This is a genomic window from Bacillus sp. DTU_2020_1000418_1_SI_GHA_SEK_038, assembly GCF_032341175.1.
GTDB lineage: Bacteria > Bacillota > Bacilli > Bacillales > Cytobacillaceae > Cytobacillus.
Window position 1 is genome coordinate 2,503,589 of sequence record NZ_CP135435.1, and the last position, 24,293, is coordinate 2,527,881.

Sequence of the window (24,293 nt, forward strand, 5' to 3'; positions counted from 1 at the left end):
TTTCATTGAAAACTTCAATAAATTCCTGTGTGTTTACTACACTGAATTGATATTGTCCGTTCAAATTAAACATACCGCTCTAAAAAAATTTAGAAAATCCATACCATATTTAATAACACAATGAGGAAATATTAATCGAACCCGTATGTGATATATTCCAATTAATGACGCGCACTCAAAAATACCTCCTGCAGAATCGGATAACCATTCTTTACTTTGATTTCCGCAATTAATCGACCTTCCCTAGCATCTTGTTCTAACTGTTTCCCAGTGTTTTCTTCTAAAAAGTAGCGTTCAACTGGAATATCGATGTATACAACTTCTTCGGATGTTTGATCATTCCAATCGGAATAGGATATGTAAGGACTCATGATTCCTTTAATGTAAGGGCTGGAGGATGGTTTTTTTTCTGTAATGATTACTGCTTCGTGGGTCCCTGATTTTTGGTTTAGTTCTAAAACGATGTAAACAGATGTATCTTTATAGTCTTTGAAGGAATGACCGTTACTCTCTAGTTTGGATTGAAGCTCCTTATCTAGTAATGTTACAGGCAACCTCTCTATTTCAAATTGCAGATTTACGTAATCTCCATAGAACAAATCTCTTGGGTCAAGGGGGACTGTTTGCAGATAAATTGTTTCCCCAAAAAAGGTTGTTAAAAGCGGTTTTACTGTCATCCCTAACAAGATCATGACAGGAATGATTAGCGAAAGGAGAAATTGTTTATTCTTTGAAAGTTGGATCATTCTTTTTCCCTCCTTTTCTAGTTCGCTCAAACCAAATACCTAATGCGATCAAGAGAATCCCGCCAATAAGGAATGCGATTGATTTGTTCATGAATTGCAAGGATAAGTCTACATAGAAACGAAGGATAAACACACATACAATCCCTACCCCGAATAAGTTGCCTTTACTTGCCATTGATAACGCATAGATAGCATATAAAACCCCTACTACAATACAAGGGATTAAGGCCTTTGTATCAGTTGTTGCCCAATTAGGGAAACTTAACTCCCACATGAAAGGGATAGTTAGCATAATTGCTGTTATAAAGTGCAGGGCTGAACCGATTACTTTCATAGGGATTTCATAATCTGTATGCCGAATGTGCGTATACGCCAGGCCAAGTACAAATAAGAAGATGAGCAGCAAAATAATATTTTCTATTTCATAGAATACATAGACTGTTATGATTGCTTGAATGACCATTAAAGTGTTGATAGAAAATAAAATGATAGACTTGTTTAGGAACTTGTGACCTGAATAAAACAATGGCGGTATTAATACAATGAATATCCAAGGTAAAGATTCTGTTTCTGCAAGAGTTCGGAAGTAAAAATGCGTTTGGATAAATTGATATAAAATAAGCATGTTAACCACTAGCATAATTTTTCTGCTTTCTTTCATGATATAATGCCCACAGAAGAATAAGAGAGGAATAAGAAAGATGGCTAGATACCACAAATCACTTTCGTAATGGATGAACTTCAGTTCAATAAATACATAAATAAATATTAAACTGATAGCTTTTAATATTTTATCTTTACAATAGAACGCTAACGGCAGAGTTCCTAATCCCCACCATATGAAAGTATTTTCTGCTTTGCCTCCTAAGTGGAATAGTTGTCCTATGTAAAATAACTCTCCACCAAAAGCAAATACCCCTATATAATAGAAGGCTCTGGCAATATACGGTCTCCTATTTTCTAACAGTCTGGCACTTATGAAGAAACCAATTAAGATGGTAAGCAATAAGATATATTTTGTGCTGCTTGTCATGTTAGACCAGTTACTTGCTATAAAACTTAAAATACCTAACCCGATAAGAAATGCTCCTATTGTTAAAAGGATAGAAATCATATTGATTTTTTTACTCGGCTTTAATGCTCCATTAGGATACTCATAAAGTGCAATCAATTTATCTGCTTGGCCTTCTTGAAGGTTACCTGTTGACTCTAAATACTTGAATTCGTTCTTTAGGAAGTCGTATGACGACCTGTGTATGACTTTCTTCAAGTTCTTTACCCCCAGTTATTTCTTCTTGTTCTAATAATCTATAGCCTTTGTTTAACTTTATTCAAAAGTAACCAGCTAATTCACTTAATTGCCAACAAATATATTAATGTTTTTTCGGTCATCATTTTATTATCTATTACAAAATTCAATACATACACAAGAAATCGACTTTTATATCAAGGCATTCTTTTGTCGTTAGGAACATTCTAGAGGAAATTGTTTCAACTATTTATTCTAAATAATTTCATCCTTGAACGTTGTTATATTTGGGAGAGGAACATGGCCCCTCATCCCATCCAAACTTGAAATTACTCTCCAAGTTCAAAACCATTTACAAAATAATCCAACGTCTCAAGTTCATCCTCATTCAAGTCTCGATTGACAATCGATTGATAGGCTATTTTAATTTCATCATATCGTCCTTCGTATTGTTCAGTTAAATGGGCTAGATTCCTTAACAGTTTTGCCTCTTGCTGATATTCGTGTTTTGATACAGGTTTCCAATGAGAAAGGATATAGGTTTCTGCATCAAATTGGGCAATTTTGTCTAAAAGTTGAAGTGTCCGCTTTACTGTCATATTTCTTTTACTAGCATAAAGGTTAGCGTAAATCGCATCCGCCAAAAACAATATTTTTTCTTCTTTAATATAGACAATGACAGAGTCTTGAGCATGATCGCCGCCAACATGGTGAATTTGACAAGTGACTCCGCCTAGGTCAATGTCCATTCTTTTTTCAAAAGTTACTTCAGGAAGCTTTATAGTTATATTTCTTTCACTTCCAAACTCTTCCTTTATGGCATTTGCGCAAAATTCTATTTCCACACCAGACTTCACTCGTTCATCCAATGCTGCATCGCTCCATTCGAACGAAACGAGCTTTTCTAGCTCATCTTTCGTTTGTTTGGAAGCAACAGAAATCATGTCCAATGCAGACAATCCAAAAGTATGATCCCAATGCCAATGTGTAAGCACAACTAAACTTGGCTGAGGGATATGATTCTTTTCTAACTCGCTAAGAAAATACTTAGCATGTGCTTCTGAATTGCCAGCGTCTATCATTAAAGACCGTTTATCCCCAATGACCACGCCTAAAATAGGCCGGTCCGTCTCCGAAACAGGTGTTTGATACCAAAAACGATTACTGATTTTTTCTAAAGCTTGCATCTGCCTTCCTCCTGCTCATCTTTCGAATAATCATATTATACAATTTTTTCCCAGTGGGATACGAGGTTTACAGTAATCGTTTTTTTAGCAAAATAGATCTGGCAATTGTATAGTAGATTTATATTAATAATAAAGTCCGAATACATATGAAAGGATTTTACGGGATGAATCATTACGATACAGATGAAAACAAAGATAAATTCGAAGAACCTCCATTAGAGGATTTCTTGCCAAATGAAGAGGATGAATGGCTGCGAGAAAAGCAGAAAAGGCGAAATATAATTGTAAAAAGGACCATTTCCGTTGGTGTTGCGATTGCTTTAATAGTAAGCATGCTTCAAATTTGGCCGCAAGTCTTTAATCTGCCATCGATCAATTTTTTACAGAAATCAGCTGAACTATCGAAACAGGAAGAGATTCAGAAGTATAAAGAAGCCGTTGTTACTGTGCAAGACCAGCATTCCAAAGGAACTGGATTCAATATATCTGAAAATGGGTTAATCATTACAAATCATCATGTTGTCGATAACATGTATCCAATAACCGTCACATTCTCGAACGGAAACATTTGCCAAGCCACCATTTTACAATCATATCCCGATATCGATCTTGCCTTTTTACAAATCAATGGAGAGCAATTACCCGCACTTTCTTTAGGTCAGCCTAATACATGGGCTGTTTCCGATCAAATTTATGTGATTGGCAACCCGCTTTTACACAATCAAATTGTGATTGACGGAGAAATACTGGTGGGATCAAATAAAAATGGAGTTCTTATGCTCTCATCCCCTATTTATAACGGAAACAGCGGAAGTCCTGTTATCAATTTAGAAGGAAATGTGATTGGAGTTGTTTTTGCATTATCTACGAAGGATCAAATAGGACTCGCCATTCCGATTGAGAAGGTGCTGGAGAAATTACCTGAAGAGTATTAAAAGATGGATTCATCCCTTTGCTAATATTCTATAAAGTTTTAGGTATGGTTAAAGGATCTTGGAAGAAGCATACCAAGTTAGATATAAGCACTTCAGGTGGAGGGAAATTTGCAGAGGTTCCGCTAATTCTTAAAAATAGCCTTATTACATAGTCCTATCGGACATAGGTTCCGTAAACAAGGTTCAAAAGGGTGATATTCGCAAGATTTTCATCGGTTTACGGAACTGTGGTCCTATACATTCGAAAGTAGGGGGATTTTTAGCAAATAGCGGAATGGGAGTTCGATAAATTTTGAGATTTAAAAAAGACTTTAATTATAGTGAAATAATCGAGAATGCTCAGCTTCCTGGAGGGTACCTAATACTAATTCAATATAGAAAAGCCGACTCAAAAAGTTCGTTCATAACGTAAATTTTTTCATCTGCAGTGCCTTAACCTCCTGAAATGATAGCTCAAGCGTGTCCATACGCTTGTATGAAGGTGCTGTACGCCCCAGATGAATCCGGTCCATTGGCCCCCGTTTTACTAACGAAGAGTAAATACTATTACAAGCTTGTAAATCTATCAACAGAATATATACAGTTCAAAAGTATTGATTATTTTCCTCGTTTTATGGATCATGAATTATTTATTAAATTTCCATTTCACTGCTAGGTAATTATGTGTGTGAAAATGGAAAAAATTCACTACTCCATAAATTCCAACACTAGTTTTTTCCTGTTTTTTCCCGTTTACCCACTATTAACCCCCTCTTAAAAGTGAGTCAACATTCTAGGTTTATATTAGATTTGTAAACCACTTTAGGAGGGATTTTAAATGAAAAAGAAATCTATTAAAAAGAAACTGATCCCGTTTGCTGTAGTGTCATCAATCGCAATTGGAAGTCTTGTTGGTAGTTTTTCGGCTCCAGTGGCTGATGCAAAGTCTAATTATGGTCAAAATAATGGAAAAGCCAAAAATGTTATTTTTATGGTACCAGATGGATATTCTGCTTCATTTGCAACAAACTACCGCTTGTTTAAGGGTGAAGAATCAATTTTAGATTCAATGCTAGTTGGAATGCATCGCACCTATTCTGCAAATTCAGAGGTAACGGACTCTGCAGCTGCTGGGACATCCATGGCAACTGGTGTTAAAACAAATAATGGCATGATAAGTACAACTCCAGACGGTAAAGAGTTGAAAACCATTCTTGAAGCAGCTGAAGAAAATGGTAAATCATCTGGCCTAGTAGCTACTTCAACAATTACTCATGCAACTCCTGCTGTATTTGCTTCCCACGTTTCTTCACGTTCAAATGAAGCTGACATCGCACCTCAACTACTAGAAAATGGTGTTGATGTACTTCTTGGAGGCGGGAAAAAGTATTTTCCAGAGTCCTTATTAAATGAAGCAAAAGGGAATGGCTATGATTTCGTCTCGAATAAAGAAGAGCTTACTAAAGCGAAAAAATCAGACAAGCTAATCGGGCTTTTCGCTGAAGATGGCATGGCACCAGAGCTTGATCGTGATGAGACCGATCAACCAAGCCTTGCAGAAATGACTGAAACAGCATTAGATGTACTTAAGAAAGATAAAGACGGTTTCTTCTTAATGGTTGAAGGCAGCCAAATTGATTGGGCAGGTCATGATAATGATGCTGCATGGGCAATGAAGGACAGTGAAGCGTTTGAAAAGGCAGTTGAAAAAGCCGTTGAATTCGCAAAGAAAGACGGCAACACATTAGTAGTCGTTGCTGGCGACCATGATACTGGCGGCATGTCAGTCGGCGGATATGGAAAAGGCGATGCGAAACTAGAGGTATTACGTCAAGTTTCTGCAACCGGTGATTTTATGGAAAGCAAACTAAATGCAGATCGCAGTAATGTAAAAGAAATCATTAAACAAAATACAAACCTTGACTTAACCGATGCTGAAGCAGAAAGAATTAAAACAGCAAAAAGTCCATCTATGGCGATAAATCAAATCATTTCTGAGCGTGCATTAGTGGGTTGGTCGAGCACTGGACACACAGGCACAGATGTTCCATTATATGCATTCGGACCAGGCTCTGAATTATTTAGAGGGTTGCTTGAGAATACTGATCTGCCTGTATTAATGGGAGAAGCTATGAAGATTAAGTTTACTCCAGGAAAATAATTAATTTAATTTATACTTCCGCCGAAAGGAGCTGTGGAAAAAACAGCTCCTTTTTCAAGTGGAAGAATCACAGCACAATTAACTTTCACTGAGATCTTTTTCCAGATCAATTAATTACTCTGACAAATTACGCATATTCCTTCTTTGTTGGCCAAAAATTCTAGTTCGAATAAAATCAAAAGGAAAGAAAACAATAAAATGTTAAGAGACATTATTTGGCTTTGGTGCATTATCCATACGATACAAGTGGTCCTAGTCCGGGTACATTCGAAGTTTTCATCGTCCCAATCTCAAACGGTGATGGATAATCAAATGAAAAACAGCTAAAGAAAAACTTGTCATTTTTCTCCAGCTGTTTTATTCGTTTCAAATTAAGGCTTAGTATTTATTTTTGACTATCTTTCCCATTCAAATAAAAAATCCCAAATTTACCCCATACCTCTTCTAATTTTTCTAGCCGATCCTCAACATCCTGCATCCGTTCCCTTCCTATAACTGCTAACAATGCATTTATAAGGCTAAAAGGCGCTGTAAAGGAATCAAGAAAAGAAGGCATTTGACTGGAAGCAGTTAAGTAAATATCTGCATATGGAATTAATGGAGACTTTAAATTATCTGTTATGACGATTGTTGTTGCGCCTTGTTCCTTCGCAAATTTCACCATATTGATGGTCCCAACAGAATATCGCGCAAAACTAATTCCAACAACTACATCTTTTTCGCTTAATTGGTATAATCGATCTGAAAATGATTCAATAGAACCAAGTAACTCTGTATTTCCCAATATAATGTTTAAATAGTATTGCAAGAAAACTCCCAGTGAAGCAGCACTTCGGTTTGCTGAAATGTACACTTTTTCCCCTTGAAGAATAAGATTTACTGCCTTGCTAAAAGCATCGATGTCTAATTTTTCCATAGTTGATTTAATATTGTCTATATCGTCTTGAAAGATATCATAAATCACCTGTTCTTTTTCCTCGTATACTTCAGATGACATTTTCAATCTTTCCGTTGTCGTTAATTGCTTCTGAACAGAGTTCTGCAAATCTTGCTGTAACTCTGGATAGCCAGAATATCCAAGAAAAACAGCGAATCGGACAACTGTTGCCTCACTAACCCCAGCTTTTTTGGATAATTTAGAAACAGTAAAGAATGGCACAGTATTTGGGTTCTCTAATATATATGAAGCAATTTTTTCTTGAGATTTACTCATTTCCGGAACTTTTTCAGCAATGCGCTGATACACATTATGATGGTCCATACCTTCCACAAATCCTTTTCAATCAATTTAAAGGAATCAACTTCCAGGAACCAATTTCATATCGAATTCCTCTAAATAAGGAATTCTGACTCTTGTTTCATCAATTAATGATGAATCAATATCGTGAAGTAAAATATACGGCTCGTCTCTTGGAGCCTCACATAAAACATGCCCATCAGGTGCTACAAGTTTAGTCTTTCCGCAACTTCCTTCATATACTGTGTTTACCCCAAGAACATATACAGTATTATCTAATGCTCTTGCCGGAAGCTGAATATCCCATCTGGGTTCAGCAGGAATACTCCAAACAGATGGCGCAACAATAAGCTCTGCACCTTGTAATGTTAGGATACGGCTTGGTTCTGGGAATTCAATATCATAACATATTAGAACTCCAATTTTACCTAGAGAAGTATTGACGACTTCATATTTCCGTTCACCAGGAGTAAAAATTCCTTGTTCTCTTCCCCATAAAAATGATTTACGATAATTTACAAGCAAATCTCCATTTGATTCAATAATGGCTTGTGAAATATATAAATCATCTTGTTCTTTTTCTACATAAGGAACTATCATTACAATTCCCCACTTTTTGGCTAACTCCCTAAATAAAGAAACCGTTTTCCCTGTAGGTTCTTCCCCGAATAGTTCAAATTCCTCTCTTGAAAGATAATATCCGCTTAACCAAAGTTCGGGTAATACCACTAATTGTGCACCCTTATTTACTGCCTCTTCAACCATTTTAATACATGTTTGGATATTAGTCTCTCTTTCTTTTGGTTTGGAATGCATTTGTATTGCTGCTAGTTTATACATGAATGTCACTTCTCCTTTTATAGATTCTTATTTTTATAATACTTTTCTTAGAAATGATTTTGTTCTTTCATTTTGCGGATTGGAGAAAATTTGTTCAGGAGCACCTTCTTCCATAATAATACCCTCGTCCATAAAAATAACCCTATCACATACTTCTCTTGCAAATCCCATTTCGTGTGTAACAATCGCCATTGTCATTCCTTCTTTCGCGAGGTCCTTCATAACCGCAAGAACTTCACCGACAAGTTCAGGATCTAGAGCTGAGGTTGGCTCGTCAAATAACATGATTTTAGGGTTCATTGCTAGCGCTCTAGCAATGGCTACACGTTGCTTCTGACCGCCCGAAAGCTTATCTGGATATTCATCCGCCTTATGTGCCATTCCTACTTTTTGCAGAAGCTCCATCCCTTTTTCCAAAGAAGATTCTTTCGTTTCATTATTCACTTTCATCGGGGCAAGCATGATATTTTCAAGAACGGTCATGTGAGGAAAAAGATTAAAACCTTGAAACACCATACCTACTTTACTTCGAATCTTGTTAATATCTGTTTTTGGATCGGTTAAGCCTTGACCATCTATGATGATTTGTCCATCTGTTATTTCTTCCAGACGATTCATACAGCGGAGAAATGTACTTTTTCCAGAACCGGATGGGCCAATAATGGATACTACTTCGCTTGTGTCAATGGAACAATTAATCCCTTTTAAAACCTCAACGGACCCAAAGGATTTATGTAAATTATTTATTTGGATCATCATTGAATTTGCATCCTCCTTTCCATAAAACGAAGGCCAAATGAAATTGTTAGCGTCATAATTAAATACAATATAGCAACAATTGTATATATTTCAACTGCACGGAAATTAGAAGATACAACAATCGTTCCTTGTCTTGTCAATTCTCCAACGCCTATTACGGTCAATAAGGAAGTGTCCTTTAAACTGATAATAAATTGATTTCCTAGAGGTGGAATCATCCTTTTTAAGGCCTGTGGCCAAACAACATAATAGAATGTTTGAACTTTACTTAGGCCTAAAGATCTTCCTGCCTCAATTTGACCTTTATCAACCGATTGAATAGCCCCTCGAACAATTTCTGCAATATAAGCACCAGCATTAATTGCAATCGTGAAAATCCCTGCAATTAAAGGGTCAATTTTCGTGTCAAAAATCATTGGAATGGCAAAGTAAATATATAGGGCTTGAACCATAATTGGCGTCCCGCGAACAACTTCCACATAAATACTAGCAATCCCATAGATAATTTTATTTTTCGCTAAACGGCTAATCCCTGTTAAAATCCCAAATAAAAAACCAATACCTATTCCTGCAATCGCTATGAATATAGTAAATTTAACTCCCTGCATTAATACTGGTAAAGCATTAATGGCAACACTCCAATCTAGATCAAAACCGTTTCCCATTCTAAAACCTCCTTGAATTTGAAAGGTGTAACAATAATTGTTACACCCCTTTTCTAGTCCAATTATTTTGGCATTGATTTTGGTTCTTCACCAAACCACTTCTTATATAACTCTGCATATATCCCATTTTCCATAACCGTGTTTAAAGCTACATCGATCTTTTCACGAAGTTCACTGCCCTTTGGGAAGGCAATTGCAAATTGCTGTCCTTGCAAAAGATCACCTGCCGTCTCCACCTTACCTTCTCCTTTCGTTTTTATGTAGTAAAGAACATTTGGAGAATCAAAAATAACTGCATCTGCGGAGCCTTTTTCTAGTTCCATATAAGCCTGGTCAATATTAGGGAATGGTACTAAATTTTTGAGTCCTTGAATTTGTGACGCATATTCATAGGAAGCTGTTCCTTGTTTTGTTGCAACTGTTTTTCCTTTCAAATCATCGATTCCTTTAATATCATTATTGCCTTCCTGCACAAGGATCAGCGTTCCCGCATCATAATATGGTCGACTAAAGTCGATAATCTCTTTTCGTTCATCTTTAATCGTAATTCCTGCAATCGCCATGTCTAAGTTTTTTGTTTGCAGTGCAGGAATAATTCCATTGAAATCCATTGGCTTTAATTCATATTCAATTCCCGCTTCCTTTGCAACTGCATCTAATAAATCAATATCAAATCCAGCATATTCCCCTGTCTTCTCATCTAAGAATTCAAATGGAACATAGCTCGTGTCTGTTCCTACAGTTATTTTCAATTTTTCATTTGCATTACCGGAGGCTGGTTCATTCCCTTTCTCAGAATTACCGCAGCCTGTCAAAACAATCATTACTAATAGTAGGATAAGAAATCCAAGTTTTTGTAAGCGCTTCAATAAAATAGCCCCCTTATTATTTTCATTATTGTTATTATTTAAATAATATTTGAAAATTTCTTGAAATGCAATAATTATTTCATTTTTTTTAAAAATAAGAAATATTTTTATCAATCATACTTCACAAAATGAAATATAAAGATTATTATGTAATGTATATTTCAAATTTTTATATTAAAGAAATTTAATTTTCTAAATCGAGGTGGATAAGAATGAAAATTGAAAATGTAAGTCGTGCCGTTGATGAATTTATGGAAAAAACACCAAAATCAAGAGAATTTGCAAAAGAAGCTCACAAAGTCATGCCTGGTGGAGTTACAGCAAATATTAAATCCTTTGCTCCCTATCCAATCATTATGGAGAAGGCAAAAGGTGCCTATCTATATGATATTGATGGAAATGAATATATCGACTATCTCTTATCATATGGGGCCTTAATGCTAGGGCATGGACATCACCAAATCATCCAGGCAATCCAAACACAAATGGAGCAAAATGGGACATTCTTATTTGGAACACCTCATGAACTAGAAATTGAAATGGGCAAGAAAATTCAACATCTATATCCAAGTATGGAGATGGTCCGATATACAAACTCTGGTACAGAAGCTACTTTACTTGCCATTCGGATGGCCTATGCCTATACAGGCAAATACAAGATTGCTAAGTTTGAAGGCCATTACCATGGGGGCTATGATCAAGTCCTGCTTAGTGTAAATCCTCCTGTGAATGCTGCTGGTCCAGCAAATGAACCGAAGAGTATTATTGAGTCAAAGGGTGTTGACCCATATCATGAAGAACATACGATTGTTCTTCCTTTTAATAATCTCGAAGCAACAGCAGAAATTTTAAAGAAAGGGAAGGATGAAATTGCAGCTGTCATTTTGGAGCCTATTCAAGGCGGATTTATTCCAGCTGAACAATCTTTCATGAATGGTTTGCGTAAAATTACCGAGGATTTAGGCATTTTGCTTATATTTGATGAGGTGAAAACCGGCTTCCGGTTAGGTTTAGGAGGAGCACAATCAATTTATGGTATTAAGCCTGACATAACAACACTCGGAAAGGTTGTAGGTGGCGGGTTCCCCGTTGGCATTATAGGCGGTAAAAAAGAGATAATGATGGTTAGTGCTCCAACATCATCTTCAGATGTATTCGACAGCAGTCAAAGTAAAAAATCCAGTGCAAAGGACGTTTTATTTCACAGCGGAACATATAATGGCCATCCTACGATTCTAGCTGCAGGTCTAGCAACCATTCAAGTTCTTGAAAAGGAAATTTATCATGTTTTTGAGATGACCGAAAAATTAAAGAATGGCATTATGGAAGTTTTTTCCAATAAAGGAATTAAAGTGCAAACAGTTGGTTTAGGATCAATATTTAATGTTGTCATTACGGAAAAAGAACAGATTTTAAATTACCGAGACTTTCAACAATCCAATTTTGAACTGCGCAAAAACATGGACTTCTATTTATTAGCAGAGGGAATTTATACGAAGCCCTTAAATAGATACAGCATAGCTACCGTCCACCGTGATAAAGAAATTAACAGGACTCTGGAAGCTTATGAAAAAGTAATCTCTAAATGTATATAAATATATAATTTAATGGAGTATGATTGAGTGATTGAATCCCGTTCTTTCACACCAACGTACATTCAGTTCAGAATGCTGTAGTTCAATTAAGATAAATTTACACGAGAATTTATAACTTTTTGTAGAACTTTAAGCCCTTGATAACACTAAATGAGGTATCAAGGGTTTTCTTTTCAATAATAAATGCCTACTCTCGGTATCGGGGACAGGCACCCTTGCTCAATTTTCATAGCTTAAACTTCTCCTCTTTTACCGCGTACTCTCTTTTTGACCTCGAACGGGCAATAAAACTACCGCTCTTTTACCTAGTACGCCCTTTTTGAACTTATACGGGCAAATTACCTTTTTATTAGCAAAATTATTTTGGCAATTGTATAGTAGATTTAAAGTAATTCCAACAATACATAATGAGAGGATTTGAAGAATGAATCATTATGATAAAGGTGAAAGCGAAGATGGATATGAAGAACCGCCATTGGAAGACTTCTTACCAAATGAAGAGGATGAATGGCTACGAGAAAAGGAGAAAAAGCGAAACTTAATTGTAAAAAGGACCGTTACAGTCGGTGTAGCGATTGCTTTAATAGTAAGCCTGCTCCAAATTTGGCCGCAAGTATTTAATCTATCATCGATTAATTTTTTACAGAAATCAGCAGAGCTATCTAAACGGGAAGATATTCTGAAATATAAAGAAGCAGTTGTTACCGTGCACGACCAACATTCCAAAGGAACTGGATTTAATATATCTAGGAATGGGTTAATTATTACAAATCACCATGTGGTCGATAATATGTATCCAATAACGGTTACATTCCCTAACGGAGAAATTTTCCGAGCAGCTATTATACAATCTGACCCCGATATTGATCTAGCCTTTTTACAAATTGAAGCGGAAAACCTACCCACGCTTAACTTAAGTCAACCTAATACATGGACCGTTTCCGATCAAATTTATGTGATTGGCAACCCGCTCTTACATAAGCAAATTGCCATTGATGGAGAAATACTTGAGGGATCCGATAAAAATGGACTTCTTTTGCTTAATGCATCGATATTTAATGGAAACAGCGGCAGCCCTGTCATTAGTGCGGAAGGTCATGTTATTGGGGTGGTCTTCGCCATATCTGTAAAAGATCAAACAGGTCTTGCCATTCCTATAGAGAAGGTGTTGAAGAAATTACCTAACGGGTATTGAAGGTGAATTCAAAATTAATATTGCTTCTTTCTGCTTCCATCCACTCTTTTGTTAGAACACACTGCGTCCTAAACGTGGATCCTTGCGAAGTTGCATTTGTTTTGAGGACATGTAATCCGTTATCATTACAAATAACCCTAATTTAAGGACTCAGCGAACACAGGGTACGTTAATACGAAAATAACACAAGGTAATGACTTCTTTTTTACGAAATAGAGGAACCTATGTCCACAAACATAAGCAATTAACCTTTTTTGTAACCAATAACGGAAGTGGTGTCCGCAAAGCTTGGATAGACTAGAAGATCGTTATTATTTCGGATGCTACTTAAACTTAATAGACCAAATCAGTATTGTGATTTGGTCTCCCTAAATAAAATGCTAATTACAATTCTTCTTGGAAGCAATTTTCTTAAATCTTCTTTTTTACAATTGTATTTCTATTAATTTCTCGACAGTGGGAATATCTGCAGGTGCCCAATCCAAGGAAATTAGTTCATTTGATTCTAACCATTTAATCGCCAAATGCTCAGTAAGGCGTGGCTCCCCTTCAATCAGTTTACAGTTGAAGGTTGTTAAATGAGCATTTCCGAAATCATACTCATATACGGTATGAGCGATTTGCTTTTCAATTTCAATTTGGCATTGCATTTCTTCCTTAATTTCTCGTTTTAGTGCCTCTTGTGGCAATTCACCTTCTTCTATCTTACCGCCGGGAAATTCCCATTTGAACGGTAAAATTTTATTAGAGCCTCTTTGTGCGCACAAGATTTTTCCCTTATCAATGATTACAGCACCCACAACAAAAATATCCTTTTTCATTTCATGCCTATCCTCCCACTATACAACATCATGCTTTCTTACTGATCTTAAGTTAAAGTACATTATCAACAAATATTTGTACAATGAGAACCAATGTTACCATTCTTAAAATTGGTTTGACAAGTTGCGGTTTTAGCTTTTGAGCTATTCGCACTCCAATTTGTGCACCTGTAATGGATCCTAACAACAACGCCAAAGTTACCGGCCAGATGACTTTTCCGGTGGCAACATAGGTAATCGCTGCCCCAAAACAACTTGAAAAAGTCGCAAGACGGACCAATCCAACCGCACGAATATAAGCGATATTTATATAGCCAAATAAATATAGCATCAATGTCCCCTGACCAGGGCCAAATAGACCATCATATATTCCTATGCTGTAAAGCCCTGGCGCACTAATTTTGTTAAATTTTAAAGACTCCTCCCCGGTAAAATTCCCTTTTCCTAAAAATGATACTATAAATGCAAATATTAGGAGGACAATCGCAACAATATACATATTTTTTCCTGAAATCCATGATGCAATAAAACCCCCGGTAATTCCGCCGCAAATACTGACTGGAATGATCCAATATGATTCCTTTAAGGATATTTCCTTCTTTTTTAGCAGGTAGAAAAAGCTTGAAAACGAACTAACGGTATTTGATACTTTATTTGCACCAATAGCCGAATGTACAGGTATACCCATAATCAGCATTGCTGGCAGGCTGATTAATCCTCCACCACCAGCCAGCGTTCCTAATGAGGTAGCACAAATTCCGATGAAAAAAAGAGTAATATATTCCACTATTTACCACCCCTGTATTAAGTATAGTAGTATTTTGGTGATAAATAAATTTAAAGTTATTTATGAAAGTTAATAAGGTTTACTTATCATCAGAATAACCTTAGTTGATTGTTTCAATGGGAATCACCTTATAGGAAAAAAGAAATAATCAACGAGCTTACACTTACAATCAAAATACTCTGTCCAAAACCACATAATAATCCGGTAGAAACCCTAAAAAAATTATTACTCTCCCGATACTTCATTTTCTGAGTCCAACCATCGACAACCATCGGAATATTGAGCAACACACCTAACCATATAGATAAATTAAAATCGCTGATTATAAGTATAGGTAAAAGGAAATATCCAATCAAAATTCCCATGCATCTAGTGCACAAAGGGAATGTGTATCCTTTAATAGTCAGACATCTATCTTTCATCCGGTGACAAGGAACGATCGATAATAATCTATTCAAACTAATTGCAATCAGGTCCGCAATCACAATCTAGATCCGGCACGCAATCACAGTCTGGCATACAATCAAACTTCTTTTTGCGGTTTTTCCTTTTTCTATAGTAAATGAGAATAAACAATAACAATAAGCCCCCTACAACAAAAGCTATGATAGCTAATAGCGTTTTTCCACCCATGATGAGGGCAGTACCAACAATAATTGAAACAATCATTGCGGATAAAACTAGAAAAAACATAGACATCCCCTTTTCCTATGTCTTGCCACATCATTTCAATGAGTATAATTTTATTATTCTTTGATTTTATGTGCAAATATATTTGATTTATAGGAACATTTGTTCTATAATAGGCTTATTATTAAAAGGTTGTATTCTGATTAAACATGGGATTTATCCGTACATCTTGCCAAATTTCCATTTGTTCAAACATCCCAGCCATTTGCAGCAGTAAATCTTCTCTGCCTCGGGCTGCCATCACCTGTACTCCTACTGGCAAGCCATCCTTCGTGAGGTGTACAGGCATAGACATAGCTGGCTGTCCAGTAAGATTTGCGAGCTGAGTAAAAGGTGTACGCATGAGGTTTTTCTCAGCAATTTGATCAACAATCCCTGCTTTTTTTAATAATCCACCAGCGTTCAGTCTTCCAACAGTGCTAATTAGTAGTTTCTCAGAAGAAGTCGGTTCTAGCTCACCAATTTTTGCTGGAGGAAAAGCTGTAGTTGGTGTTATATATAAATCATAAGTTTCATGAAAGACTTCCATTTTGTATGCAGCCAAATCCCATTCTCTTAAACTAAGGACAAATTCTTCCGCAGTGGTAGCTTTACCAAGCAGTCCTAATAACCATGTGGTAGGTTCAAAATCTTGAAAAGTCGCTTATCTTCCAAGGATTTCTTCAAGGGAAGAAATGGTTGCGGCCGTTTCGCCAAAATACATAGTTAAATAGCTTTTCGCGATTTTCTTTCCATCCACTGGGGCATCGATTTCTTCGATACTATGTCCCATTGATTCTAATTCTTTTACAGTTTTCCAAACTGCCTCTTTACAGTCTGCATGTACAATAGTTCCAATCGGTGACTGTACCGAGAACGCAATGCGAAGGTTATTTTCTATAGGTGTTTGTGCGGCTTGAAGATATTTCCCGCTAAATGGCGAAACATGGAAAGCTGCAGCTTTTTCAAATATCGATAACTCATCCAGCATAGCCGCACTATCTCTAACCGATCGGGTTAATACATGTTCTACTGAAGCTCCCTGCCAGCTCCTTCCCATCTTTGGTCCAACCGGAGTTCTTCCCCTTGTTGGCTTTAACCCAAATAACCCGCAATAAGCAGCTGGAATTCGAATAGATCCACCCCCATCATTTGCACCAGCAATAGGGACCATACCTGAAGCAACTGCCGCACTCGATCCGCCACTCGAACCGCCAGGAGTATAGTTCTCATTCCATGGATTCCGTGTGGCTCCATAGTGCTTTGGTTCGGTTACCGCTACCAATGCAAACTCAGGAATATTTGTTCTGCCCATAAATACGGCTCCTGTATTTCTTAATTGCGATACATACAACGAGTCCTTTTCAGCACGATAGCCTTCGTAAACCTTTGAACCTGAAGTAATCGGCTCCCCTTCAATTTCTTGAGTAATATCCTTCAACAGCATGGGAACACCCGCAAACAAACCGGAGTATTCTCTGTCCCCTTCTTTTCTAGCTTGTTCATACATTTTATGAATAACCGCGTTGATCTTCGGATTTAAGGATTCAATCGTTCGAATCGACTCCTCCACCAACTCAATCGGCTTCAACTCTTTTTTCTTCACCAGCTCTGCCAAACCCAGCCCATCATATTCTCTATAATTGAACCCTAACATCCAACTCGCCCCCGCCCGGGACAAAGGCACAGGTCCCGCGTCCCAATAATTTATCTGCACAATAGCATTTGCCATCTTAGCAATAACCTGCATCTATTTCAAAAACATCTTAATCTTCTTTAACCCGTCCTTTACATTCGGGTAGCGGAAAGGAATATCGAATAGTGTCGTTTGCTTTAGGACGCTCTTTTTATGTGAAAAAGTATCGAAGCTTCCCTTTCCATGATAAGCACCCATGCCGCTGCTTTTTACTCCGCCAAATGGAAGATAGGGAGATGCAAAATGATAGACTGTATCATTAATGCAGCCGCCCCCAAATGAAACACGTTTTAATACTTCTTGTTGAATTTGATTATTTTCAGTAAATAAATATAGAGATAGTGGGTCCGGATATTTTTGAATGCCTTCTATCACTTCCGACAGGTCACTAAACTTCAAAATGGGAAGAATTGGGCCAAAAATCTCATCCTGCATGATTGGATCTGACCAAGAAATATTTGTCAAAATGGTTGGTTCAATGGTTAAGGTTTCCCGGTTTGTTTTTCCACCCAATAATACTTTCCCATTGTCTAGGAAGGCGCTGAGTCTATGGAAATGCTTCTCGTTTACAATCCGTGTGAAATCTGGATTTTCCAAAGGTTGGTTACCATATAATTCTATAACGGCAGCCTTTATTTCCTTAAGGAATTCAGCTTTAACCTCTTCATGAACATATAAGTAGTCAGGGGCGATACAGGTTTGACCAGCATTTAAAAACTTCCCCCATGCTATTCGTTTTGCCGCTAGTTTGATATTTGCATCTTTATACACAATACAAGGGCTCTTCCCACCCAATTCTAATGTCAAAGGTGTTAGATTCTTCGCTGCTGCCTTCATAATGATTTTCCCAACAGGCACACTTCCTGTAAAAAATATATTATCGACCTTTTCACTAAGCAGCGCCTCACTCATCTCCACTCCGCCTATAACGACAGAAACATATTCTTCTGGAAAAATTTCAGAAAGAATCTTTCTTAATAAGTCAGATGTATTCGGTGTCAATTCGGACGGCTTAATTATTGCACAATTTCCCGCAGCAATGGCTCCGATTAATGGAGAAATGGCTAGCTGAAAAGGGTAATTCCATGGTGAAATAATTAACGCGACTCCATAGGGTTCCGAGTATATATAACCTTTCGAACCAAAATGTGTGAGGGGAGTTTTCACTTTTTCCGGCTTTGCCCATGACTGCAAGTGTTGAATAGCATGTTTTGTTTCTTCAAGCATTACTCCAATCTCAGTTGTATAGGCATCAAATTCTGATTTATTGAGATCCTCCTTTAGTGCCTTCATGAGATCACTTTCATATTTTTGTATAGCTTTCCTTAACGTTTTTAATGCCTCAATTCGGAAGTTGACATCTTTAGTCTTATCTAATTGGAAAAATGACTTCTGTTTTTCAATTAACACACGAATAGGGTTCAATGGATATCCTCCTACTAATCTATGTCTATTCTTTTATCATATAATAAATTTCAATGATTTCCTCTTTGCTGAGTATTCTCGGTACTGGATAGAGAGGATTAGCCTCTTTATACGCCCGTTGCGCCATTGTCAGAATATCCTTCTCCATAATAACCTGCAATACCATGCGAACATGATATAAATCACTTTTAAAGGACATGGGTTGCTTGTTTCTCCTCTTCTATGTCCTTTAAATCACTTTTAAGGGACATAGGTTTCAAGATTCCTCTCCATCATGTCCTTTAAACATAATTAAGTTATAGTTTCTCGCTTTCCTATAGTTATAGGCACAATAACATTGACGTTTATCTGTGATTTTCTCATTTATTATCAATTTACGGTTTGATAAAATAGCTATTCTTCCGGTTTCCAATTAATTTGTGATTTTCAAGAAGGATTCTGCGAATGGTTCTCTCGGTCTTTAGCCCGTTGCACCATTCGTGAATCAATCCAGTTGTAATTTTCTTTTGAGGAAATAGGAGAATAAATTCATCAACATTTCTTAATATTGCAGATTTGACTCGTTCTGTTTCACCGCAAATTTTACAAATGAATAGATCTGCTTTAAGGTTTTCCAAAAAAGAATTGCACTTACTACATCGAATTCCCTTCCTCAATTCCTCAAATTGATATTCATAAACACGCTTGTGTCGTGACTCAATTAGATGAGCAGCAACCAATTTTTCTGCAAGCTTTATGGGTGCTTTCTGTATTGTTGGAGGGTTCTTTTGCAGTTTTTGGATAAATCGTGGAAGCTGTGTTGGAAAAATAATAGGCTGATAGCGTGGGGCTTGGAATAAGTGGAATTCGGGGTTAACGAAACATACGAAGGATTTAATTGGAGTTTTGACGCCGAATTCAAGAAGAAGTCTTCGAAATAGGGATTCACTACGTTCCAGCTGAAGCAATGGATTATTAATTTCTTTTCCCGAATGAGAAAACCATTTATCGTCTTCGATATAAAAATCACCATCGAAATTTTTTACTTCGAACTGATAAATTGACTCAGATGAAATCAATAAAGAGTCAATTTGAAATTCAGTATTGTTGGATTCAAATAATAAATCATTTAAAATAATCCAATCATTTGAAAGCCCTTCTACCCAGCTGTCGAAAAGCAGCTCTCCTGCATAGCCCTTTTCGAGATTAGTAAGGATGGTCAGTTCTTTATCTGATAGATCCATCCTTGATCTCAGGCATTTTAACAACTTTAATTCATCTGGTTTATTTCTTATTTTTGTAATAATAACTCTCAAATCCTTTATAAAATAATTTAGCCTATCCCTCAAAAGCTTAATATATCTGTCGATCAACAACAACAAATTCATTGTTTTTTTCATAAGAGATACATAATACCTTAAAAATAAAAACCGCCGAATGCCGGTCCATCACAAAAGGAATATCATCAATCAAATTTTGAATATCTGTATCAACTGCCCCATCCAGGAACAATTTAAACTCGACATTTCCTCAGCACTCACCTGTTGGATAGGCTTTCAACCGAACAGATTGACCTTCAACCATTTCCCTTAGCTTCCCAGCTGCCTCTTTTGTAATAAAGATCGGTAATTCACTCACAAATATCTACTCCTTCAATAAATGAAGGCTGCTTATCGTCTAGATAGCAGCCTCAAGTATACTCTATGAAATGCTCTTTAATTCTTCCGTTAAGCGCATGAATTCTTTTTTGTCCCGATCAGTTAACGTTTTATCAATTTCCAATTTGAGCCGTTCTCTTCGAAATGTCAGCAAGGTGTTGTTTAAAAATTGCTCTGCAAGAATTTCATCCATTTTCTCTTCGTGTTGTTGAGGTGAATTCAATAAATGTTTTTCCATTGTAACCAACTCCTTGACCTTTTTTCTATTTTAGCAGTAATTATTAGATAATTCAATCTATTTTTTCGAGACAAATCTGTCCAATTACTGGATAAGTAGGAATCCATTGGGTAATATAAGGATGGAACGGCTTCAACAACTTTTAAGGAAGTGTGTAGAATGAATTTATACAATAATATGGAATTTGAAATGAAAAGCTGTTTTATCCCCAATCTTGCTAAGTCGGAATCATTAAAGATTATAGAGGTAAACCCAGGAAGTATCGTTGTGCAAATGTATAACCCTGATTGCAGAGGGGTCTTTCCATTGGACAGCTTCCAATATTGGATTAAAAAAGGATCACTCATTGAAAAAAGTGATCACCAGAAAAAAACATCTTAGCTATTTGCACATAAGTCTAGAAAAGAAAAAACCCTTTGAGATTACGTTTATTATCGTAATCACAAAGGGTTCTGCTTATTAAGAAGCGATCTTTTCTGCTTGCTGATTATTGTTGTTTCTTTTTCCTCGTACCCAAGCAACAATAACCGCGGCAATCAAGGCAAGTCCAAGGTAACCAGTAATTGGATATAATGTTCCAACTAGTTTAGTAAATCCTACGAAGCTTGCAGCAAATCCCGCTAATCCGATTGCTATAACAAAGCCTTTAAACTTAGGCGTGCCTGGCTTCATTACACGAACGGAGAATCCATATAACATTCCGACTGCTGTATTGAAAATCATCGCTAAAAGAACAATGGACATAACGATTCCTACAACAGGAGAAATTTCATTTGCTAAGTAAAGCATTGGAATATCAAGTGTTCCTACAGCATCTAATCTTGTATACATTCCAACGTTAATTAAGATAAGCATCAATCCTAAACCTAAACCTCCAAGAATTCCGCCTATTCCAGCAACCTTATCATCCTTAGTCGTCCCACCCATAACTGCAAGCATCGGGATAGCGCAAACGATGTTGAACGAAACATATAATAGACCTGATACAAACCAGTTAGATGCAGCTGATTTTTGTCCTTCGGCTAGGTGCTGAAGTTCTGCAAAGCTAGTATCCATTGTAATTAATGCATATGCTGCAATAGCAAGTACTAAAGCAATTAAAACCGGTGTAATACTTCCAATAATATTAATAACCTTTTCAACGTTAAATAAACAAGTAAGAATAGTTAAAGCAACCATAATAAAGCTTCCAACTGCACTTGGAATACCGAATTGCTGCTCGAAAGTCGAACCTGCTCCCGCGAACATGATGACAGCAACACCAAATAAGAAGAAAGTGATAACTACATCAACCGCGATCCCAAGATATTTTCCGCAAATGCTATAGACTACATCCTTATGTGAATGTGTTTGCAAACGGCTTCCAATTTGTGTAATTTGCATTCCCAAAAATGCAAATAGCAGCGTGGCTACGGCTGCCCCGGCAAACCCAATCAATCCAAAGCTTGTAAAGAATTGTAAAACCTCTTGGCCTGATGCGAAACCGGCTCCAACAATTGTACCAATGTATGCCCCTGCTATTTGAATGCTCTTTTTCATAAAGGCCCCCTGTTATTGCTGAATTTTTTGTCAAATTATTTTGAAAGGAGCTGAAGGACCTCCCATTTCCCTTCATATCCTTTGTAAAATCACTTAAGAAAAGGTTTTTTCACTGACTGTAAATTCTTTAATCGTTTCACGGTTTGGTTCATACCCGATTCCAGGTGTATCAGGAACTGTAATATAGCCATCCTTTACAATTACTTCAGGATCAATGATATCCTTGTCCCAATAGCGTGAAGATCCAGCTGTATCTCCTGGCAGTATGAAATTATCTAGAGTTGTGAGTGCAATATTATGTGCTCTTCCAATTCCTGATTCAAGCATCCCGCCACACCAAACAGGAATATCGTGGTGCTTACATAGGTCATGGATTCGTTTTGACTCTGTCAAACCTCCAACACGGCCAATTTTAATATTTATAATTTTGCAGCTTCCTAGTTCAATGGCTTTACGAGTATCTTCATAGGAATGAATACTTTCGTCTAAGCAAACAGGCGTGCTGATTTGTTTTTGCAGTGTAGCATGGTCGATAATATCATCAGATGCCAATGGCTGTTCAATCATCATTAGATCAAATTCATCCAAGGCACGTAAGCGATCAATATCTTCTAAGCGGTATGCTGAGTTAGCATCAGCCATTAACGGAACATTCGGGAAATGCTTTCTAACTTCCCTCATAACGTCAACATCCCAGCCTGGCTTAATTTTTACTTTCATCCGTTTATAGCCTTCAGTCACATACTCATCTATTAATTTCAGGAGGTCATCAACCGTGTTTTGAATACCAATACTGATGCCAACTTCAATTTTTGACTTTTCTCCGCCAAGTGCTTTTGCAAGAGAAATTCCTTTTTCTTGAGTATAAAGATCCCAAACGGCTCCCTCAAGGGTAGATTTTGCCATGTTGTTCTTACGTATATAAGAAAAAATCTCTGAAACCTCATCAGGATGTTTGATATCTTTATTTAACAAGCCCGGAATTAGAAAATCCTCAAGCATATGCCAATTCGTTTGTAATGTTTCCTCATTATACCAAGGCGAATGGAAGGCAACAGACTCGCCCCAGCCGCTATTTCCATTTTCATCCTTTGCTTCAAGCAAGATAAAATCCCGGTCCTGCATCGTTCCGAAGCTTGTTGTGAATGGAGATTTCATTCTCATCTTTAAATGACGCAATGTTACTTCTTTTAATTTCATGGGTGATCCGCCTTCCTACTTTTTAATACTTAGTGTTTGAAGCTTTGTTAATACATAATAATGAACTGGCTCATTTGTCGTTTTTTGCAGAGCCACTACCGCATAACCCGCTTCAAAGAGCTGCTGAAAAATCTTCCTTGTCTTTGAGCGCCAGTCAATTGCAAGCTCATGGTCTGTTTTTTTCAACTCTTGAAAGTTTGCAGGTACAGGTACAAACAGCGGTTGATCGACATTAGCTAAAGTTGGATGTACTTGATCGATATCACCTAATTTTGGCAGTTCATTGCTAGTTGTCTCCCAGCTGATCAGATGGATACCTTCTTTAGACTGCACCTCATTCAAACTTTGACTGTCTGCGACATGCTCACTATTAATCCACCAATCAATTTTAAATCGATCAGATGGCAGTCCGCTATTCAGTCCGTCTTCCATTTCACCGTAGCAATTTTCGATATAGGTGCAACAGATGCCGCGAAGCTTATTCATATTTAGGTAGGCATTCCTGCTTTCAAGCGGGTCGAACGTCCAAATGATCAATTCGTATCCCATTTCGGCAGCCACTCTTTTTTGTGCCTCTTTTAACTTTGCACCAATCCCTTTTTCCTGATACTCAGGGTGGATTCCGAGCATATGAGAGCAGAGATAAATTTGATTTTGTTCAAAGCCAGTAAATCCGTAGCTGAATCCAACTAGTTTCTCTTGATGGAAAGCCCCTAACATAATGCCGCCATTTTTTGCAGCCGTAACCGTTTGGTGAATGGGAATGGCACTCATTTTCCAAACTTCTTCTTCTAGCTTCTGAACAAGTTTCATTTCACTGCTGGTGTGTAAAGTTCGTATTTCAAAATTTCCAATCAAGTTCAT

26 protein-coding genes are annotated in these 24,293 nt (G+C 37.1%); 5 read left to right on the forward strand and 21 right to left on the reverse strand.

All coding sequences use genetic code 11. The annotated features are described in order from the left end of the window. Positions 1–161: 161 nt before the first annotated feature. The 3 genes from RRV45_RS12325 to RRV45_RS12335 all read right to left on the reverse strand — a co-directional run bounded on the left by RRV45_RS12325 (position 162) and on the right by RRV45_RS12335 (position 3,182). Positions 162–746: a GDYXXLXY domain-containing protein gene (locus RRV45_RS12325; protein WP_315664988.1), complete on the reverse strand. Its 585-nt coding sequence runs from the start codon at positions 744–746 to the stop codon at positions 162–164. After that, a complete protein-coding gene (locus RRV45_RS12330) occupies positions 724–2,016 on the reverse strand; it encodes a DUF2157 domain-containing protein (protein WP_315664989.1) in 1,293 nt (430 codons plus the stop codon). The genes RRV45_RS12325 and RRV45_RS12330 overlap by 23 nt, the downstream gene beginning before the upstream one ends. A gap of 308 nt (positions 2,017–2,324) precedes the next feature. Continuing rightward, positions 2,325–3,182 carry an MBL fold metallo-hydrolase gene (locus RRV45_RS12335; RefSeq protein ID WP_315664990.1) on the reverse strand — a complete coding sequence of 286 codons (858 nt, stop codon included), beginning with the start codon at positions 3,180–3,182 and terminating at the stop codon, positions 2,325–2,327. A 164-nt stretch (positions 3,183–3,346) separates the two neighbouring features. On the opposite strand from RRV45_RS12335, the gene RRV45_RS12340 reads away from it, so the two are divergent. Next, complete coding sequence (locus RRV45_RS12340) at positions 3,347–4,117, forward strand: S1C family serine protease (protein WP_315664991.1); 771 nt, start codon at positions 3,347–3,349, stop codon at positions 4,115–4,117. Between the two features lie 817 nt (positions 4,118–4,934). Beyond that, a complete protein-coding gene (locus tag RRV45_RS12345) occupies positions 4,935–6,257 on the forward strand; it encodes an alkaline phosphatase (RefSeq protein ID WP_315664992.1) in 1,323 nt (440 codons plus the stop codon). Between the two features lie 385 nt (positions 6,258–6,642). On the opposite strand, the gene RRV45_RS12350 is transcribed toward RRV45_RS12345, so the two are convergent. The 5 genes from RRV45_RS12350 to glnH all read right to left on the reverse strand — a co-directional run bounded on the left by RRV45_RS12350 (position 6,643) and on the right by glnH (position 10,627). Continuing rightward, on the reverse strand, positions 6,643–7,518 hold the full coding sequence (locus tag RRV45_RS12350; RefSeq protein WP_315664993.1) for a MurR/RpiR family transcriptional regulator: 876 nt from the start codon (positions 7,516–7,518) through the stop codon (positions 6,643–6,645). A 36-nt stretch (positions 7,519–7,554) separates the two neighbouring features. Continuing rightward, complete coding sequence (locus RRV45_RS12355) at positions 7,555–8,334, reverse strand: nitrilase-related carbon-nitrogen hydrolase (RefSeq protein ID WP_315664994.1); 780 nt, start codon at positions 8,332–8,334, stop codon at positions 7,555–7,557. Positions 8,335–8,367: 33 nt separating this feature from the next. After that, complete coding sequence (locus RRV45_RS12360; protein WP_315669026.1) at positions 8,368–9,090, reverse strand: amino acid ABC transporter ATP-binding protein; 723 nt, start codon at positions 9,088–9,090, stop codon at positions 8,368–8,370. Next, a complete protein-coding gene (locus tag RRV45_RS12365) occupies positions 9,090–9,758 on the reverse strand; it encodes an ABC transporter permease subunit (RefSeq protein ID WP_315664995.1) in 669 nt (222 codons plus the stop codon). The genes RRV45_RS12360 and RRV45_RS12365 overlap by 1 nt, the downstream gene beginning before the upstream one ends. A gap of 62 nt (positions 9,759–9,820) precedes the next feature. Further along, positions 9,821–10,627 carry a glutamine ABC transporter substrate-binding protein GlnH gene (glnH, locus tag RRV45_RS12370; protein ID WP_315664996.1) on the reverse strand — a complete coding sequence of 269 codons (807 nt, stop codon included), beginning with the start codon at positions 10,625–10,627 and terminating at the stop codon, positions 9,821–9,823. A 212-nt stretch (positions 10,628–10,839) separates the two neighbouring features. Between glnH and RRV45_RS12375 the strand changes: the two genes are divergently transcribed. Beyond that, positions 10,840–12,222, forward strand: a complete 1,383-nt coding sequence (locus RRV45_RS12375) for an aspartate aminotransferase family protein (protein WP_315664997.1) — start codon at positions 10,840–10,842, stop codon at positions 12,220–12,222. A 424-nt stretch (positions 12,223–12,646) separates the two neighbouring features. Then, positions 12,647–13,417 (forward strand): S1C family serine protease, encoded by a 771-nt coding sequence (locus RRV45_RS12380; RefSeq protein WP_315664998.1) that lies wholly within the window; start codon positions 12,647–12,649, stop codon positions 13,415–13,417. Positions 13,418–13,842: 425 nt separating this feature from the next. Here RRV45_RS12380 and RRV45_RS12385 read toward each other — a convergent pair whose 3' ends face one another. The 10 genes from RRV45_RS12385 to RRV45_RS12425 form a co-directional block, all read right to left on the reverse strand. After that, positions 13,843–14,238, reverse strand: a complete 396-nt coding sequence (locus RRV45_RS12385; RefSeq protein WP_315664999.1) for a (deoxy)nucleoside triphosphate pyrophosphohydrolase — start codon at positions 14,236–14,238, stop codon at positions 13,843–13,845. Between the two features lie 52 nt (positions 14,239–14,290). Further along, positions 14,291–15,025 (reverse strand): sulfite exporter TauE/SafE family protein, encoded by a 735-nt coding sequence (locus RRV45_RS12390; RefSeq protein ID WP_315665000.1) that lies wholly within the window; start codon positions 15,023–15,025, stop codon positions 14,291–14,293. 128 nt (positions 15,026–15,153) lie between these two features. Beyond that, positions 15,154–15,447, reverse strand: a complete 294-nt coding sequence (locus RRV45_RS22115) for a DUF2085 domain-containing protein (protein ID WP_410489379.1) — start codon at positions 15,445–15,447, stop codon at positions 15,154–15,156. A 37-nt stretch (positions 15,448–15,484) separates the two neighbouring features. Beyond that, the gene (locus RRV45_RS12395; RefSeq protein ID WP_315665001.1) at positions 15,485–15,718 is read right to left on the reverse strand and encodes a hypothetical protein; all 234 of its coding nucleotides are present in this window, start codon (positions 15,716–15,718) and stop codon (positions 15,485–15,487) included. 121 nt (positions 15,719–15,839) lie between these two features. Beyond that, positions 15,840–16,259 carry an amidase family protein gene (locus RRV45_RS12400; protein WP_315665002.1) on the reverse strand — a complete coding sequence of 140 codons (420 nt, stop codon included), beginning with the start codon at positions 16,257–16,259 and terminating at the stop codon, positions 15,840–15,842. Positions 16,260–16,358: 99 nt separating this feature from the next. Then, the gene (locus tag RRV45_RS12405) at positions 16,359–17,351 is read right to left on the reverse strand and encodes an amidase (RefSeq protein ID WP_315665003.1); all 993 of its coding nucleotides are present in this window, start codon (positions 17,349–17,351) and stop codon (positions 16,359–16,361) included. Between the two features lie 93 nt (positions 17,352–17,444). After that, complete coding sequence (locus RRV45_RS12410; protein WP_315665004.1) at positions 17,445–18,815, reverse strand: aldehyde dehydrogenase; 1,371 nt, start codon at positions 18,813–18,815, stop codon at positions 17,445–17,447. 25 nt (positions 18,816–18,840) lie between these two features. After that, positions 18,841–19,014 (reverse strand): hypothetical protein, encoded by a 174-nt coding sequence (locus tag RRV45_RS12415; protein WP_315665005.1) that lies wholly within the window; start codon positions 19,012–19,014, stop codon positions 18,841–18,843. 175 nt (positions 19,015–19,189) lie between these two features. Further along, positions 19,190–20,038 (reverse strand): nuclease-related domain-containing protein, encoded by an 849-nt coding sequence (locus tag RRV45_RS12420; protein ID WP_315665006.1) that lies wholly within the window; start codon positions 20,036–20,038, stop codon positions 19,190–19,192. 457 nt (positions 20,039–20,495) lie between these two features. Then, a complete protein-coding gene (locus RRV45_RS12425) occupies positions 20,496–20,690 on the reverse strand; it encodes an IDEAL domain-containing protein (RefSeq protein ID WP_315665007.1) in 195 nt (64 codons plus the stop codon). Positions 20,691–20,849: 159 nt separating this feature from the next. Between RRV45_RS12425 and RRV45_RS12430 the strand changes: the two genes are divergently transcribed. Next, entirely contained in the window at positions 20,850–21,071 is a 222-nt protein-coding gene (locus RRV45_RS12430; protein WP_315665008.1) for a hypothetical protein, read from the forward strand. A gap of 78 nt (positions 21,072–21,149) precedes the next feature. Here the strand turns inward: RRV45_RS12430 and RRV45_RS12435 are convergent, their stop codons facing one another. The 3 genes from RRV45_RS12435 to RRV45_RS12445 form a co-directional block, all read right to left on the reverse strand. Next, on the reverse strand, positions 21,150–22,229 hold the full coding sequence (locus RRV45_RS12435; RefSeq protein WP_315665009.1) for a YkvI family membrane protein: 1,080 nt from the start codon (positions 22,227–22,229) through the stop codon (positions 21,150–21,152). Positions 22,230–22,322: 93 nt separating this feature from the next. Continuing rightward, complete coding sequence (menC, locus tag RRV45_RS12440) at positions 22,323–23,429, reverse strand: o-succinylbenzoate synthase (RefSeq protein WP_315665010.1); 1,107 nt, start codon at positions 23,427–23,429, stop codon at positions 22,323–22,325. 15 nt (positions 23,430–23,444) lie between these two features. Then, positions 23,445–24,293: a GNAT family N-acetyltransferase gene (locus tag RRV45_RS12445; RefSeq protein ID WP_410489292.1), complete on the reverse strand. Its 849-nt coding sequence runs from the start codon at positions 24,291–24,293 to the stop codon at positions 23,445–23,447.

Bases quoted from the DNA above. Each gene is read 5' to 3' on its own strand.
- RRV45_RS12425 (WP_315665007.1), bottom strand. From the start codon at position 20,690: ATGGAAAAACATTTATTGAATTCACCTCAACAACACGAAGAGAAAATG.
- RRV45_RS12420 (WP_315665006.1), bottom strand. From the start codon at position 20,038: ATGGATCTATCAGATAAAGAACTGACCATCCTTACTAATCTCGAAAAG.
- RRV45_RS12360 (WP_315669026.1), bottom strand. From the start codon at position 9,090: ATGATCCAAATAAATAATTTACATAAATCCTTTGGGTCCGTTGAGGTT.
- RRV45_RS12380 (WP_315664998.1), top strand. From the start codon at position 12,647: ATGAATCATTATGATAAAGGTGAAAGCGAAGATGGATATGAAGAACCG.
- RRV45_RS12395 (WP_315665001.1), bottom strand. From the start codon at position 15,718: ATGTTTTTTCTAGTTTTATCCGCAATGATTGTTTCAATTATTGTTGGT.
- RRV45_RS12415 (WP_315665005.1), bottom strand. From the start codon at position 19,014: ATGTCCTTTAAAAGTGATTTATATCATGTTCGCATGGTATTGCAGGTT.
- RRV45_RS12340 (WP_315664991.1), top strand. From the start codon at position 3,347: ATGAATCATTACGATACAGATGAAAACAAAGATAAATTCGAAGAACCT.
- RRV45_RS12355 (WP_315664994.1), bottom strand. From the start codon at position 8,334: ATGTATAAACTAGCAGCAATACAAATGCATTCCAAACCAAAAGAAAGA.
- RRV45_RS12350 (WP_315664993.1), bottom strand. From the start codon at position 7,518: ATGGACCATCATAATGTGTATCAGCGCATTGCTGAAAAAGTTCCGGAA.
- RRV45_RS12430 (WP_315665008.1), top strand. From the start codon at position 20,850: ATGAATTTATACAATAATATGGAATTTGAAATGAAAAGCTGTTTTATC.
- RRV45_RS12325 (WP_315664988.1), bottom strand. From the start codon at position 746: ATGATCCAACTTTCAAAGAATAAACAATTTCTCCTTTCGCTAATCATT.
- RRV45_RS12435 (WP_315665009.1), bottom strand. From the start codon at position 22,229: ATGAAAAAGAGCATTCAAATAGCAGGGGCATACATTGGTACAATTGTT.
- RRV45_RS12375 (WP_315664997.1), top strand. From the start codon at position 10,840: ATGAAAATTGAAAATGTAAGTCGTGCCGTTGATGAATTTATGGAAAAA.
- RRV45_RS12345 (WP_315664992.1), top strand. From the start codon at position 4,935: ATGAAAAAGAAATCTATTAAAAAGAAACTGATCCCGTTTGCTGTAGTG.
- RRV45_RS22115 (WP_410489379.1), bottom strand. From the start codon at position 15,447: ATGAAAGATAGATGTCTGACTATTAAAGGATACACATTCCCTTTGTGC.
- RRV45_RS12385 (WP_315664999.1), bottom strand. From the start codon at position 14,238: ATGAAAAAGGATATTTTTGTTGTGGGTGCTGTAATCATTGATAAGGGA.
- menC (WP_315665010.1), bottom strand. From the start codon at position 23,429: ATGAAATTAAAAGAAGTAACATTGCGTCATTTAAAGATGAGAATGAAA.
- RRV45_RS12445 (WP_410489292.1), bottom strand. From the start codon at position 24,293: ATGAACTTGATTGGAAATTTTGAAATACGAACTTTACACACCAGCAGT.
- RRV45_RS12335 (WP_315664990.1), bottom strand. From the start codon at position 3,182: ATGCAAGCTTTAGAAAAAATCAGTAATCGTTTTTGGTATCAAACACCT.
- RRV45_RS12405 (WP_315665003.1), bottom strand. From the start codon at position 17,351: ATGTTAGGGTTCAATTATAGAGAATATGATGGGCTGGGTTTGGCAGAG.
- RRV45_RS12365 (WP_315664995.1), bottom strand. From the start codon at position 9,758: ATGGGAAACGGTTTTGATCTAGATTGGAGTGTTGCCATTAATGCTTTA.